This window comes from Dialister hominis (genome assembly GCF_007164725.1).
GTDB lineage: Bacteria > Bacillota > Negativicutes > Veillonellales > Dialisteraceae > Dialister > Dialister hominis.
This window is the reverse complement of sequence record NZ_AP019697.1, coordinates 2,315,004-2,330,511: the sequence shown is the minus strand read 5'-3', so window position 1 is coordinate 2,330,511 and position 15,508 is coordinate 2,315,004. Positions and strand designations below refer to the sequence as shown.

The following is a 15,508-nucleotide window of genomic DNA, read 5'->3' as shown; positions in this document are numbered from 1 at the left end:
AGTAAATCCCATGCATGTACCACGCATGCTGGACAAAATGCGACTTTTTGACAGCAAGCCGCGGGAGTGATTTGAGGAAATAGGAAATTTTATGATGGTGAGTCGAGGAAATGGCAAAGTAGGAAAGGCTTAAAAACGGACAGCAGAGAGGAGAGATTAAAAACCATACAGCCGCCTTACAGGCTGGGAAATGATGTTTCCGTCGGCTCCGCCGCCACCTTCCTCTACGAGGCAAGGTCAAACACCCTTAAACCAGCCTTCGGCTGAAAAAACATGCCAGCATTTTGGTCTGGCATGGTTTTTTATTTCCCGGTCTTAGCTTTTCCCGGTTTCCCGGTTTTCGTTTTTACCGGTTGTATGTTTTCCCCCCGGTTCTCGGGTTGTTCTGCTTTCCCAGTTGTAAAGGTTTTATCTTTTTGAAGATATAAAGGATCTCCTTCCCCCTGTTGTGAAGGTCTTATCCTTTTCTCCTTTTACTGTTCTGGGTTTTCTTTTCCTTCTTCCTTCTGTCCTGCGGTTTTTTCCGGCAGGTGGTCGGGGATGAAGTCCTGGTCTTTGTGCTGTTCTTCTTTGACGCGGCGTTTGTCGTAGTACATCCAGTGGTCGACTTCGGCGATGGCGGCTTCTATGTCGTCTATGGGCATTTTGAAGATGCCGTAGCCAAGGGCTGCGCTGACGCCTTGTTCGTCGAAGGCTTGTCTCATTTTCTTGACGATTTCTTTGACGTCGTCGAGGTTGACTTCTTCTGCGACGGCTATGAATTCGTCGCCGCCTACGCGGAAGACGCGGTTCTGGTCTACGACGGAGCACATGGCGCAGGCCATTTTCCTGAGTGCTTCATCGCCTGCTTCGTGGCCGTCGGTGTCGTTAATGTCTTTGAGGTCATTGAAGTCAGCGTAGATGAGGGCGATGGGTTCGCCTTGCGGGATGTGCTGCATGAGTCCCATGAAGCGGTGCCTGCTCATGACTCCTGTGAGCTGGTCGGTGTTCCCGAGCTGTCTCAAGCGTTTGTAGATGTCTCTGTTGCGGATGAGGACGCTGAGGAATCTGGTGACGGCTGTCAGGAGGAGGGAGGCGTCTTTCAGTCTGTCGGGTGCCGGGTTGACGACTTCGACGAAACCGAAGGATTTCCTGTTGATGGCAAGGTGCCCGGAGACGAGGCTGTTGATTTTGACGGCACTGATGTTGCCGTCTTTCAAGGCCTTGTTCATTCTTTCCGGGTCGTTGATGATGGTAACTTCGCTGGGGACGTAGCCCTGGTAGAGGGCTTTCGCCTTTTCGCGCGGGATTTTCTGGAGTTTGTCGATGGTGGAAGGAACGCCTTCCTTCTTCCATTCATAGGTAGCGGAGACGTTTTCTTCATCTTCTTCGAAGATCATGACCTTGTCGGCTTTGAGGGCTTCCCCGATGCTTTCGAGCATTTTGTCGATGCTGGCGTCGGGATCTCTTTCGTCGAGGGCAATGGCGATCATTTCATTCGCTGCGGATTTTCCGACGATTTCCCCGTTCTCCTTGAGGTACTTGCCTACGTAGTCTTTCAGGCAGGTCGAGAAGGTGAAGCGGTAGTTCTTGCCGCGCCACGGTACGAGGGTGTCGCGCATGATGTAGTCCTGGCCGGTTCTTGCGTCGTGGTGGACCCACTTATAGAAGTAGTCTCTGGAGAGGCGTTCGTTCGTGCAGAATTCGCACGGGCTCTTGGCGCCTTCGAGGACTTCGTAGCATTTCTTTCCTGTGATGTCTTCATCCTCTGTCAGGCCCAGGTCGTGGCGGAGGGCTTTGTTGAGGTAGACGAGGTTGTATGTATCGGGATCGCTCATGGCGACTCTTTCGTCCATGTCGTCGAACTTTCTCCTGTCGAAGGAGATGCAGTCGCCGATGTAGTCGGATTCGCTGCGTTTCTAGAGTTTCTGGTCATTCAGACGTTCCATGAGGAGGTGCAGCATGCCGTCGAGGTTCTTGGACTCGGAGCACCATGCGGTCGAATAGCGCAGGTAGAGGGTGCAGTCGTATCCGTCGATCTTGGTGATTTCATGGATATTCTTGGCGAGCTGGATGAGGTACTTGTGGATGGATTTGGCATCCTGTCTTTTGACGAAGCAGAGGAAATTGCCGCCTTCGCCGATATGGCCGAGTGCGCGTTTCTGTACGTCGAAGGTATCAAGCGCTTTCTGGATGCGTTTCAGGAGTTTCTTCCTGATCTGCGGGCCGTACATGCGGACGGTGGCATCGAAGTCGGGCACGTCGAGCATGATAGCGCAGAAGTCTTCTCCATGGAGGCGGTAGTTGTCCGCATACTGGAGGCCTGTCATCATCATGCCGCGGAAGCCGAAGAGTCCAGTGTCCGGATCGGTGAGGCCGATCTTGACCTGCTGCTCCTGGCGCCAGAGTCCTTTGTCGACGTCGTTGAAGTAGCCGGCGAGGCCGACGATTTCATTGCCGTCATAAATCGGGAATTTCGAGGCAGCAATGGTGTGCGGTACGCCTTTGACGATGCAGTGGCCGATGACGTGGCGTTTCACGCGTCCATGACGGAGGACGGCCCATTCGTCGTCCTTGTACGGGCCTTCGTTGATATGCCAGCCCGTGTCTTCGTCCGTCTTGCCAAGGATGTCTTCCAGCTTCAGGCCGTAGTAATTGAGGAAAGCGTTCGAAGCGCCTTTGAAGCGGCGGTTCTTGTCCTTCCAGAAGAACTTGATGCCGGAGAAGTCGAGGAAAGACTGCAGGGCATTGTTGATGAAAATCTGGCTGTTCTGCTGGTTGTAGTCCCTTGTTTCATTTCTTGGCACGTAGCCGAAGGATTCGAAGAATTCAGGCACTTTCTCTTCTCTTTCGCGGAGGCGTTCCATGGTGGCGTCTCTGAGGCAGAGGAGAAGGTCCTTGGACTGGGATTTATAGAGAACGATGGCGTCGAATTCTTTCCAGCGGTAGTTGCCGTCTTTCTGCTTGACGCGGAAGACGTTGTTCGCTTCGGACCGTTTCGATGCCTTCGCGATTTCATACAGTCTCTTGGCATCTGCATACTGCATGAAGCGTTCCTGATCATCCCTGTGGATGAAGCGGGCCGCATAGCGCGCGATGAGCTGGCGTGCATACGGGATGCGGTCACCTGCTTTCAGGAGCGGATTAATGGTCTCAAGGACTTCGAGGACGCCCGTGTCCATGTGGACATAGTAGATCCCGTCGTAGAAGAGGATGGCGTTTCTGAAGATTTCGTCATACCGCTTCGTTTCCTTGAATTTATCGTCAAATGTGATGTTGTAGAGGGCCAGACGGCCGACGCTGATCTGGTTCGTCCTGGCGACGATTTCCATATTGACGCGCAGGTACTTTCCATTGTCGACGTAGGTCATCGATTCTTTCTTCATGCTGTCGACAGCTTTGTCGACGAAGGTCCTGAATTTCTTGTGCATCGGCAGGTCGTCGGCCGCCAGATTGGCATTGGCCTGGCGGAGGTCGCTGACGCTGACGTCTTCGAGGACTTTCTTGTAGGCGTCGTTTTCGTAGAGGATTCTCATCGATTTGTCATTGACGGCGCAGAGGGCGACCGGCGCACCGGTGAGGACATTGATGAGGCCGAGTTTGTCGTAGGCAAATTCTTCCTGACGCGTTTCTTCGCGCAGGTTCTTGTCGCGGCAGTGGACGCGGAGGTCATCATACTTCATCGGACGACCGTAGAAGTAGCCCTGGATCTTTTCGCAGCCGACGGAGCGGAGGAAATCCACCTGTTCCTGCGTCTCGGCGCCTTCAGCGAGCGTATGGACGCCGAGGGATTTCGCCATGAGGACGATGGATTTGATGATTTTCCGGCTCTGGTCATTGAAATTGCGCAGGAAGGCCATATCGATCTTCAGTTCATCGAAGTGGAAATTCTGCAGCACATTGAAGGAGGAGTAGCCGCTTCCGAAGTCGTCCATCCAGCACTGGTAGCCCGCTTTCCTGAAGCGGTCGATTTCGCGCTGGAGCTTCTTGCCGTTTTTGACGAGGGCGCTTTCGGTGATTTCTATGCGAATATAACTTCTGGGCAGGCGGTACTTCCTGACGACTCTTTCGACGACGTCGAGGGGATCGACCTGATCGAAATCGGCGCTGGACAGGTTGACGGAAATCGGGAGGACCGGCATGCCGGAATCTTCCATCGTGCGCAAACGTTTCCCGACCTGCTCGACGACGTAGGAGTCCAGTTTGTAAATGAGCTTGGCATCTTCAAGGACCGGAACGAACATGTCCGGCGTGAGTCTGCCTCTTTCGGGATCTTCCCAGCGGGCGAGCGCTTCCATGCCGCAGAGCTTCCCTGTCAGGGTGCGGACGACAGGCTGGTAGAAAATCTTGATGTAGCCGTTTCTCAGGGCGCGGTCGAAATTCTCCAGGACGTACGCGCGGGCAGCGAGGTTCTTCCCCATCGTCTCGGTGTACGTGGCCCAGCTCCTGCTGGCATCGCCCTTGATGGAGTCGCAGGCGATCTTGGCCATATCGAAAGCACTGTTGGCTGTATATTCGGACGGATTGTCCGGGTCGCGGAAGAAGACGCCGGCCTTCAGTGTGATGCTGAAATTGTCGATCATTTCATCGACTTCGCGGCAGACGGCTTCCACCTGCTCGATGACGCCGTCACGCGGCGCAACGAGGGCAAAATTATCGGCATTCAAGTGGGCGATGATGGAGTACGGGAAATGCGCGCGCAGTACGTCCGCCACCTTCCGGAGCAGTTCGTCGCCCTGCTCAATGCCGTAATTGGAGTTGTACAATTTGAAGTTCGTGAGGTTGAAATAGACAGAACAGTACAGTCCGCCGGTCCCGTCGATCTTTTCCATCTGGATGTGTTCATTGACACGCTTGTAGAACGCAGTACCCCCAAGGAGCCCTGTGATATTTTCCGTCTCACCGGGCGCGCGGCTGTACTTGCTCTTCATGACATTGATGGACCAGATGTCCCCGAGCCCCTTCTGCGTCGTGCGGATCAGGAGCGCATTTCCTTTATTGAAATGGCCTTCTCTCGTCCTGTACGGGAACTGGAAGTAGGCATAATTTGCCTCCGGCTGCCCCTTCACTCTTACGATATCTTTCAGCGGAATATAGTCGGATGCTTCCACCATGCCCCGGTACGTCCCTCCGGTCAGCTCCTTGAACTCCTGCCAGTTCGCGCACTGGTAGTAATTCAGAAGCTCCGCGTTGGCAAGCAAAATTTCCTCGGAATCATCTGCCTTGACCAGACAAATGCCCCCGGGGAGCCTGTCATAATAGGAATGGAGCTCTTCAATCGTTTTCTCATCCAACATCCATATTCACCGCCTTGAATCGTTCACCCTAGAACGTCCTTATATATATCAAATAAGCATTGCACAAAGAATGCTTATGTCTCATTTTTATTTTAATATTTTCGACAAAATAAGTAAATAGTCTATTATTTCAAACGGCCAGTTTCGCGCCGGAAGAACGAAAGATATCGAAGAAAATCCGATACAATCGGGATTTTTCGTGCCTTACCAATCTTTTATAACTTTTGATTTTTTATTTTATTTTTTTATTATATCCGTAAGACTTCTATCATTCGGCTGAGTGGTCACTTTTGGATTTCCTGCGGATGGCTCCCATTTCCTCCCGATTTCTTTCCTTTCCTCCCCTACGTATTTCTCTTGACTTTTTTATATTCCCCGGTGCTACAATGAGGACAGCAGACATCCGCTCGAAAGGAGAATATCCATGAAACAGAAAAAAATGATCTGCGCACTGGCATGTGCGCTCTGTCTTCTGGGAGGCGGCGCAAGTCTGGCAGCAGCGCCTGCTCCGGCAAGTACTGCGCCGGCAGCTGAAACAGCAGCCCCTCTCGTTTCTTCGGTCACTTCCATCGCCCGCAACTATGGCTGGGGCGAGCAGGTCTCCCAAATCGCTCTCGAATATCCTGAGAAAATCCTGACAACTTCCCTCTCTGCGGAAGATTTCTCCGTGGAAGGAAAGGAAATCGCCTCCGTCTGGGCAGCGACCACGGCATCCCCGGGCGAACCCACGGAAGCCGGCAGGTATGTCATCATCAATATCAAGAACACGAATCCGCAGTCCGATATGCCCTTTAAGCAGGGCGGCTCCAAAGGAAAGGAAGGCCCCAAGAACGGTGATGCGTCCATGAAGAGCGACCGCGTCATGCCTGACCTCTCCGTGAAGGTCACGCAGACCGGCCCGATCCGCACGGCCAAGGGGGGGGAGACCATCCCTGCTGGAAAGACGGTCTATACGGACACTTCCGTCCTTGAGCCGGACATTTCCGGTTTCATCAAGCACACTTACACTGATCCGGCCCTGAAGGCAACGATCCCTTACTACCTCTACCTTCCGAAGGGCTATGACAAATCGAAGAGCTACCCGCTTCTCGTCTTCATCCCGGATGCCAGCACGAATATCAGCGATCCGAAAATCACCCTCGTCCAGGGCAACGGCGCGACCGTCTGGGCATCGGAGGAAGAGCAGAAGAAGCATCCTTCCATCGTCCTTGCCGTCCAGTATCCACAGGAACTCGTCGACTCCCTCGGCATGATGACGACGGATGAAAACGTTTGGACAAAGGGCCTCACCCTCGTCACCGATCTCATCCATGATGTCACGAACACGTACGCCGTCGACACGAACCGCATCTACGGCACCGGCCAGTCCCAGGGCGGCATGGCAAACATCGCCATCAGCGATAAGTATCCGGACCTCTTTGCCGCACAGTTCCTTGTCGCCTGCCAGTGGAACACGCAGGAAATGGAAGCGCTGAAGGACAAGAACCTCTGGATCCTCGTCAGCGAAGGCGACACGAAAGCGTATCCGGGCATGAACGACGCTGTCTCCCGCTGGGAAAAGCTGGGCACGAAAGTAGCCACTGCTCCCCTCTGGAACAGCCACGCTGACTCCAAGTCCATGGCCGACCTCGTGCGCCAGATCGAAAAGCAGGACGCTGCCATCAATTACACCGTCTTCCAGAACGGCAACCACATGTACACATGGACCTTTGCCTACAATATCCCGGGCATCCGTGACTGGCTCTATCTCCAGACACTGGACAACACTCCCGTTTCCTTCAACGAAAGCGGCCTTTCCCAGGGAGAGAAGCATGAAATTGCCGGCAAAGTCCTAAGCCAGGGCCTCCGTTTCTATAATGGAAAGACAGAAGAAGACGCAGCCAAAGCACTCGCCTATTTCAAGGAAGCTGACAAGCTAGGCCACATGAAAGCCGCCCGCTACATCGGACTCCTCTATCAGGAAGGCCGCGGCGTCCCGAAGAATGACAAGGAAACTGCCTCCTGGTTCAAGAAAGGCGCGGAAGACGGCGACATCACGAGCCAGTACCTCCTCGGGAAATGCTATGAGGACGGGACAGGTGTAGAAAGGGATTATGCCCTTGCATTGAAATGGTACAGGAAATCTGCGGAAAGAGGCGACATCATCGCCGCCCCGGGCATGACCGACGAAGCCCTGCTCCTTGAAAAGGGACTTGGCGGAGAAAGAAATCTCCCCCTCGCCCGCCAGCTCCTCACGAAAGCCGCAGCCCTGGGCTATGCGCCCGCCAAAGAGGCCCTCGCCGCTCTCTGATCCCCATTTCCTTACCCATAACTTTACTTATTTCTTTACACAATCTTTACAAAACTCCTTTATACTAAAAACATACCCCTTTATATTCTGTTCCACTTGGAAAGGAGCTTACAATGTTTAAACTCCTGTTTCTGACCCACACCGGCACCGGGCAGCCGCCTGCCGCGCTCTTCATCGCAAGGCAGCTCATTCAGGATGCTGACCTCGAAGACCGCATCGAAGCAGAAAGTGCCCGAATCGAAGATTGCAAAGGTGAACCACTTTGTGAAGAAGGAAAGAACGCTCTCGAGGCTGCAGGCTTCCCAGTCACCCCCGAAGTCCCCATTCCGCTCGAATGGAAGACTTATGACAACTACAACCTCATCCTTCTCGTCGACAACCCCGATAACCCCGCCCTCTTCAATACTATGGGCGGCGACGTCGACAACAAGATCCACCTGCTCTCCGAATATGCAGGATTTGAAGGGGACATTGAGAACCCTTATGAAGAGGGCACCTTCGCCGGAGCCATCAAGGCCTCCGAGGCAGCCTGCAAGGGCCTCATCGACCAGCTCTCAAGCTGGATGAAATGATTCACTGCATCCCCCCTTGCAGCAGTGAATTGTGGAAATGAAAGAGCCATGAAGCGAGATTTACGCTTCATGGCTCTTTTACGTGGGGGAGCTGAGCCTGCCCTGCGAGCAGCGCAGGCTTTTCTGGTTTTTCTTCAGCCGAAGGCTGGTTTGAGGGAGTTAACCCTCCCTTGCTTCGCAAAGGGAAAACATGCCAACCTCGCGTTGCTCGTGGAAAACCGCACATCCTCGCCTCCATCCACACGCAATTCCCACGTAAAAACCCTCCTTACCGGATGGCAGCCGGCAGGGAGGGCTTCTTTATTTTTGGAGTTTGGGAATGATCTAGTCACAGGAACATATCAACTATGCTGCTGCGAAAGAGATGCATGGGTTAGGAGACCCTTGCGATTGGAAGGAGGAAAGACGGATTCCATCGCGCCGCTGCATCAGCGGCTGGCTCTTGTCTGCGGGATACGTGAAAGACGGCATGAATGACTTTTCCACGGAAGCACTGACAGCGTGCGGGAGCGGGAAGATTGGCGTCCGATACGGGCGGAGAGACGTAAGGTTTCTTCTTGCTGCTTTTCGGCCTGACTCTGGCCTGATGGCAGGGAGGAAAGAGCTTTCGCATCTTCTTCCTTATTCTTCTTTGGAAAAGAGGACCGGTGCTTGCGAGGCGTACGCTTGCGCCGGCGGATATACGGCAGCTTCATTGAGGCATTGGACCCCTCCGGACAAAACAAACAATGCTCGGAGAAGCGGCAGGTATATCTGCAATCGAAAAAGAGTTTCGGAGGCTTAGGCCTCATGGGGACTATTCCTTGTCCGGGTCGGCGATCGGCTGCTTTCCTTCCGGGTAACGATACCGGAGGAACCTCACCGGGCACTCTCCCTTCCAAAGACTCACCCCTGGGAACAGTCTTTTCAGGTAAACTGCGGGCAGTTGCCTATGATTATTATACAACATTTGAAGAAAATTGGCGCCGTAAAAGTACTCTTAAGGGTGACAAACAGTAAAAGTAACGATACTATCGGCTTTTAAATACTATTGAATTTTTCTGTAACTGCTTAAAAATCATGCAAGGGAATAAATGATTTCTAAGTAATCTATTGATAAAGAGGAAATTGGGGATGAGAAATGAGAGATGGGGAAATTGAAAAGCCATACAACCGAGCTAAAGCTCGAAGAAATGCAACTCATCCGTCGGCTCCGCCGCCCCCTTGGTATGATTCAACAAGAAAGACAGAATAATATCATAAATATATTAGGAGGTCATTCTTATGCCATGTAAAACCAAAGCGTCCCCGGAGGAAATGTTAGACCAGATTGCTTCATATCTCTATCAGGGTGTTACGATTACCCAGGCAGCTGAAAATCTTCATATGAGCCGCATAACATTCAGAAAATGGGTTCTCCGGTATAAAGAGGAGGGCTTTAAGGGATTGCGGCCCAGGCAGCATTTGTCTTACTACTCCAATCAGATGAAGATCCAGGCCGTAAAGGAATATCTTAAAGGCGGCGTTTCCATGCTTTCCGTCTGTGCCAAATACAGAATTTCCGGCACTCTCTCCCTTAAAACATGGATTGAGGCGTATAATGAGCATAAGTTGACAGACCTCGTTTCTGAAGGAGGAGATCTTATGGGCAAACGCCAGCAATCGGTCAAGGAAGAGCGAGTCAGAATCGTTCAGGAGTGCATCGCCAGTGGATGCGATTACAACAAGATAGCCAAGAAGTACAACATGTCCTACCAAACACTCTACACATGGGTAAAAAAGTTCAAGGAGATGGGAGAAGTTGGTCTTGAGGATTACAGAGGAAAGCCAATCAGGCTCCAAACGCCCCGGACCGAAGAAGAACGGCTGCGTCAGGAGAATGCCAGACTTCTTGAAGAGAAGAAGGATCTTATAGCAGAGATTGCCCTGCTAAAAAAAAAGATGGAGATAGAGGAAAGGTTGCGTTCCTCGAAGGATTCAGCCTTACTCACCTTCTCAGAGATTTTAAAGCCATAAAAGAAGTCCATGAAGAAACCAACATCTCCATAGAAAGTCTCTGCCGACTCTCAAAGGTCTCCAGGGCAGCTTATTACGGCTGGCTGAATCATATTAAGAGCGGCCGTGAACTGCTGAGAGAAAAGGTCGCACAGGAGGTCGTGAAAATCCATCAGGAATATCCGGATATGGGATACCGCCGGATGAACGATTGGATCAAGAAGTATAGCGAGAGCCACCTTATGGTAAGTGACAGTCTGGTTCTTCGTGTCAGGCGGATACTTAATATTAAGTCCGTGATCAAATACAAGACCGATGGCTGCACTCGTAACGCAAAGGATCCAAAGTACATTTTTGAAAACCTGCTGAACCGTGATTTCGATGCAGGCGTATCCAATGCAAGATGGATGACGGATGTCACCGAATTCAAATACACAACGGCTGATGGAGTTTTGCATAAGTTATATTTAAGCGCCATTATTGATGGCCATGACCGTCGGATTGTCTCTTATGTCATCGGCGACAGAAACAATACTGCACTGGCTTTTGAGACAATGGAAAAGGCGCTTAAAGAGAATCCAGGAGCACATCCAATGATTCATACTGACCGCGGATTCCAGTATACAAGCAACGGATTCCATAAGATCGTTGAAAAAGCAGGACTGGTTCACAGCATGTCCCGCGTAGGCTGCTGTGCAGACAACGGTCTGATGGAAGGGTTCTGGGGAATGCTGAAGCGCGAACGTTACTACACACGTAAATTCACCAGCCGCAAAGCAGTGGTAAGCATGATCAACGGCTACATCTACTTCTACAACAACAAACGCATTCAGCGCAAATTACATCTTTTAGCCCCAATGGAAGTATTCAACGCAGCTCCAATGGCTGCATGATTAAGATTAAGGTACGATTAGATTTTTTATGATATTTATTTGTCTGTATTAACAAATCCGCACCACTTCTCCTCCCGGAGCAAGGTCAAGACCGGCCTACGGCCCCTTTTCCCTCCTCCTCCCCACTCCACGTAAAAAGGACCGCGAAGTTCATGCGGTCCTTTTTTATTTCCTTATTTTGTATCTTTTGCTGCATCAGCTGTATTATCCGTCTTGGCGTCCTTGCCTGTGATGCGGTCGAGGAGTTTGCTGCCTGCGGATTTGTCGTCCTTGGCTTTGGCGTCAGCTGCTTTCTTGGCTTCTTCGGCTTTCTTCTTGGCTTCTGCATCAGCGGCTGCTTTGGCTGCGCGCTGCTGTTCGATTTGCTGGCGGATGGATTCCGGGATGTAGAAGTTCTTGACGGAGTAGCCGGAGAGGGCTGCTTTCATGTAGTCTCTCCAGATGGCTGCCGGGATGGTGCCGCCGGTGTAGCCTGCGTTGCTGGAGGTGTCGTCGCCGATCCAGACGGCTGTGACGAGCTGCGGGGTGTAGCCGACGAACCATGCGTCGTGTTCACCGTCGGTGGTGCCTGTCTTGCCTGCTGCCGGGCGGCCGATGTATGCGTTTCCGCCGGTGCCTCTGGAAATGACTTCCTGGAGGATGCAGGTCAGTTTGTAGACTGCGTTTTCATTGATGACCTGTGTGGATTCCGGTGTGCCGGTGTGGTCTTCGAGGACGCTGCCGTTCCTGTCGACGACTTTGAGGACGGCGATTGGTTTGATAAGTTTGCCGTCGTTGGCAAAGACGGAGTATGCTTCTGCCATGTCGTAGACGGAGACGCCGTTAGTGAGACCGCCGATGGCTGCTGCGAGGTTGTCATCGTTCTGCTTACCGCTCATGACGAGGGTGGAAATGCCTGCGTCCTGTGCGGTTTTCAGGATCTTGGACATGCCTACGCGGTTGGCGAGGTCGATGGTCGGGATGTTCATGGAATCGATCAGGGCCTGTTCGAGGGTGACTTTGCCGCCGCTTTCGTCTTCATAGTTCTTCGGTGTCCAGCCACCTGCATAGGTCTTCTTTTCATTGCTCAGAAGATCGGATGGTTCGAATTTGTTTTCAAAGGCGGTGACATAGACGAATGGCTTGAATGCGGAGCCAGGCTGACGGACCATCTGGACAGCGCGGTTGAAGTGGTCTTCGCCGCGGCCGCCGACCATGGCTTTGATCTGGCCTGTGCCGACTTCGATGGACATGAGAGCGCCCTGCGGCTGTGTCAGGCCCTTGGAGTCTTTGGAACCTGCCGGGAGGTCGTTCTTCAGCGCATTTTCAGCGTCTTTCTGCATATCCAGATCGAGTGTGGTGTAAATCTGGAGTCCTTCTTTGTAAATGGTATCAGAGCCATACTTGTCGCTGATGGTCTGAATGATGTAGCTGACGAAGTAGGAAGCTGTGTTTTCTGTCGTCTTGGCAGACTGCGGTTTGGCAAGGTGCAGGTCGGCCTTCTTGGCAGCGGCAGCATCGGCTTCGGAAATGTAGCCGTACTTAGCCATCTGATCGAGGACGATCGCCTGGCGGTACTTCGCTGCTTCTACGCTTCTGAATGGCGAGTAGTAGTTCGGGCTGTTCGGAAGTCCTGCCAGCAGAGCGCACTGCGCGAGCGACAGATCCTTCACGTCCTTGCCGAAGTAGACGCGGGATGCGGTCTGGATGCCGTAGCAGCCCTGGCCGAAGTAGATCTGGTTCATGTACATTTCAAGAATCTGCTGCTTGGTGTACTTGCTTTCGATTTCAAAAGCGAGGACGACTTCAAGGAGCTTTCTCTTCAGTGTCTGTTCCTGTGTCAGGAATGCATTTCTTGCGAGCTGCTGGGTGATGGTAGAACCGCCCTGTCCCGTCGCATTGCCGGAAACCACGTTCGCCCAGATGGCACGGAGAATACCGCGCGGATCGACGCCATGGTGTTCATAGAAACGGACATCTTCCGCTGCCACGAATGCATTCTGCAAATTCTTCGGCACTTCGCTGATCGGTACGGGGATACGGTTTTCCTCCGCATGCACCGTCGTAATCAGGCGGCCCTTCGTATCATAAATACGCGAAGACGCATTCGGCGTAATATTAGCCGTCACATCCGGAAGCTTTCCGGAAACGGACACAAAAAATCCCGCAGCAGCGCCTGCTCCTGCGATAAAGAAAATCACGACAAGAAATATGATAATCTTCTTGAACATGGAAGATTTTTTCTTGGGCCGTTCTCGGCGAATGTCAGAGTTCTTCATAAACTAAACGCGCACTCCTATGCAAATTGTGAGAGCCCCGTCAAAACGGATAGCTGACTTTTGATAAAAAAACAATAATCATTCATATTATATCACAATCCCACAATCAGAAGAAAATCAGAGGAAATGGGAGGATGAGGGAGGGGGATATTTGTGAAAATGGAGTGGATGTGGGGAAATATTGACAAGAAAACCAGACAACCGCAGCTTTCCTGCGTGGTAATGAACCCCTTTCGGCGCATGCGCGCCACTTTCCCCTAACGGGGACAGCTTTCTCGTCTAGGAGATCCGGGGGTGCGGATATTTTTTTGGACCATTCTGGTAGTACTTACATTATCCCTAAGCTTTCTCTGTATTCTACTGGACTCATGCCGCCCAAGGTAATTTTAATTCGGTCTTCATTATACCAATGAAGATAATCGTCTAGGTAAGCTATGAATTCTTTAATGGATACACCTATCCAGCTTCTATTATAGAACATTTCGTTTTTTACTCTTCCAAAGACACCTTCACAAGCAGCATTATCCGGCGAGCACCCTTTTTTCGACATGGATCTTGTCCAGCCGAATTTCTTCATCAAGGCGATCCATCCAGGCCATTGGTAATGTATACCGCGGTCTGAATGAACGATAGGATGCTTGTCATCGCCCAGGGCCTCTCTCGCTTTTACCAGCATGGTATTGACCAGTTTGGCATTCGGCGACGTGCCGATCGTCCATGCGACAATCTTGCCGTCAAAGACGTCAGTTATAGCTGACAGGTATACTTTCCCTGCAGATATGTGGAATTCCGTAATATCTGTGAGAAGCAGCTTTCCTAATTCGTCGGCATGAAAATTCCTGTTAACGAGATTAGGGGCAGGTGAAATTTCTCCTTTGTAGGAGTTATACTTTTTAGCTTTTTTGCGGTATGGAACCAGATGATCCTCTTTCATAAAGCGGCGGACGAGCTTCTCAGAAAGAATTTTTCCATCTTTTCTGAGCGCTAACCAGATTCTCCGGTAACCATAAACCGACCGGTTCTTCTTAAATTTGTCTTTGATGGTTTCGCGTATTTCCGCATATTTATCTCCCGCCTTCATAGCGGATTTCTGGTAGAAATATGAGGCTTTAGCCATATTTAGCACCGTCAGCAGTTTCTTCAGGGGATACTTGCTGCGGCTCAGAAGGGCATCAATCACGATGGCTTTTTCCCGATTGGTCAGTGTTTTTAGACTGATGCCCTCTTCTTTTTTTATTGTTTCTGCAGCTATCTCGAGGGCTTCGTACTCGATCCGTTTAATAAGAGTCTGCTCGCCAAGCTCCTTATACTCTTTCGCAAGTGTCTGGCACTTTTCATCAAGAGACTTCGTCTTCTCTCCCAGTGACTGATTGGCTTTCAGCAATGCTTTATTCTCTTTGCGGAGGTTTTCCATATTTCTAAGCAGTACTTGCATTTCTTCTTTTAAAGATTCAATCGTTACTTCCGAGTCCTTTTTAGACATTGTTGCCAGCCTCCTTTGGAACAATTCCTCGAGGAAGCCTAAGTCCTTGTAGATAGCGTTAGAGGCTATCTCAATTTCTTCGAATGGATTCTCCTGAATCAGTGGACTGCTTCCCGTCTGTCGATCTTGCCCCCATTTTACAGGGTTCTGGTCAGCTTGCCAATGATCGTTTTCGTTAAGGTTGTATTTCTCAACCCATATTTTCAATCTCTGCGTGCTGCTGGGATAGCCTATTTCCCTGATGGTGCGCCGCAGATCGCCGCAATTTACGAAGTATTTGACGGCTAATGTTTTTTGTTTGAGAGAATATCCGTCATCAAATCCGTCTACTTCGTGAATCTCTCTGGAGAACTTGAATTCCCGGCACCATTGACGCAACACTTTTATGTCGTGAGGATAGCCGAGCGTTCTCATAATGCCTTTGAGCCCCATGCCCGAATCGACGTGCAGTTTGACTGCCTTTAAGCGTTCTTCATGCGAATACATAAATTGACCTCCTGACACCTCTGTCAATTGGTCCAACTTTTTGTCCGCGTCCCCTCCGGATTCAGTACATCGCTATTGTGAAGGTGTAATAGGAAAGAGTCTATTGAGTGTGAGGCGTACCTTGGATTTTTAGCGGCGATGGCGGGAGCGGAGGAATGATGATAAAACCATACAGCCGGCCCATGTCCTAGAAACTACATCTCATCCGAGAAATTTTTAAAAAGCAAAAATTTCCCACCTTCTCCTCCCGGAGCAAGGTTAACTCCCTTAAACCTC

The 15,508-nt window shown here is 51.2% G+C and carries 8 protein-coding genes; 4 read left to right on the top strand and 4 right to left on the bottom strand.

All coding sequences use genetic code 11. The annotated features are described in order from the left end of the window. Nucleotides 1–473 precede the first annotated feature (473 nt). Entirely contained in the window at nt 474–1,835 is a 1,362-nt protein-coding gene (locus tag Dia5BBH33_RS10645) for a sensor domain-containing diguanylate cyclase (protein ID WP_144269339.1), read from the bottom strand. Between the two features lie 63 nt (nt 1,836–1,898). After that, a complete protein-coding gene (locus tag Dia5BBH33_RS10640; RefSeq protein WP_144269338.1) occupies nt 1,899–5,276 on the bottom strand; it encodes an EAL domain-containing protein in 3,378 nt (1,125 codons plus the stop codon). Nucleotides 5,277–5,700: 424 nt separating this feature from the next. Between Dia5BBH33_RS10640 and Dia5BBH33_RS10635 the strand changes: the two genes are divergently transcribed. The 4 genes from Dia5BBH33_RS10635 (at nt 5,701) to Dia5BBH33_RS10620 (ending at nt 11,005) form a co-directional block, all read left to right on the top strand. Beyond that, nucleotides 5,701–7,566 (top strand): SEL1-like repeat protein, encoded by a 1,866-nt coding sequence (locus Dia5BBH33_RS10635; RefSeq protein ID WP_144269337.1) that lies wholly within the window; start codon nt 5,701–5,703, stop codon nt 7,564–7,566. 113 nt (nt 7,567–7,679) lie between these two features. Next, nucleotides 7,680–8,138 (top strand): arsenate reductase/protein-tyrosine-phosphatase family protein, encoded by a 459-nt coding sequence (locus tag Dia5BBH33_RS10630; RefSeq protein WP_022382536.1) that lies wholly within the window; start codon nt 7,680–7,682, stop codon nt 8,136–8,138. 1,296 nt (nt 8,139–9,434) lie between these two features. Further along, entirely contained in the window at nt 9,435–10,133 is a 699-nt protein-coding gene (locus Dia5BBH33_RS10625) for a helix-turn-helix domain-containing protein (RefSeq protein WP_162297576.1), read from the top strand. Beyond that, entirely contained in the window at nt 10,130–11,005 is an 876-nt protein-coding gene (locus tag Dia5BBH33_RS10620; RefSeq protein ID WP_108850042.1) for an IS3 family transposase, read from the top strand. The genes Dia5BBH33_RS10625 and Dia5BBH33_RS10620 overlap by 4 nt, the downstream gene beginning before the upstream one ends. A gap of 173 nt (nt 11,006–11,178) precedes the next feature. Here the strand turns inward: Dia5BBH33_RS10620 and Dia5BBH33_RS10615 are convergent, their stop codons facing one another. After that, complete coding sequence (locus Dia5BBH33_RS10615; protein ID WP_144269336.1) at nt 11,179–13,263, bottom strand: transglycosylase domain-containing protein; 2,085 nt, start codon at nt 13,261–13,263, stop codon at nt 11,179–11,181. Between the two features lie 328 nt (nt 13,264–13,591). Next, the gene (locus Dia5BBH33_RS10610; RefSeq protein ID WP_144269335.1) at nt 13,592–15,232 is read right to left on the bottom strand and encodes an IS3 family transposase; all 1,641 of its coding nucleotides are present in this window, start codon (nt 15,230–15,232) and stop codon (nt 13,592–13,594) included. Nucleotides 15,233–15,508: the final 276 nt, after the last annotated feature.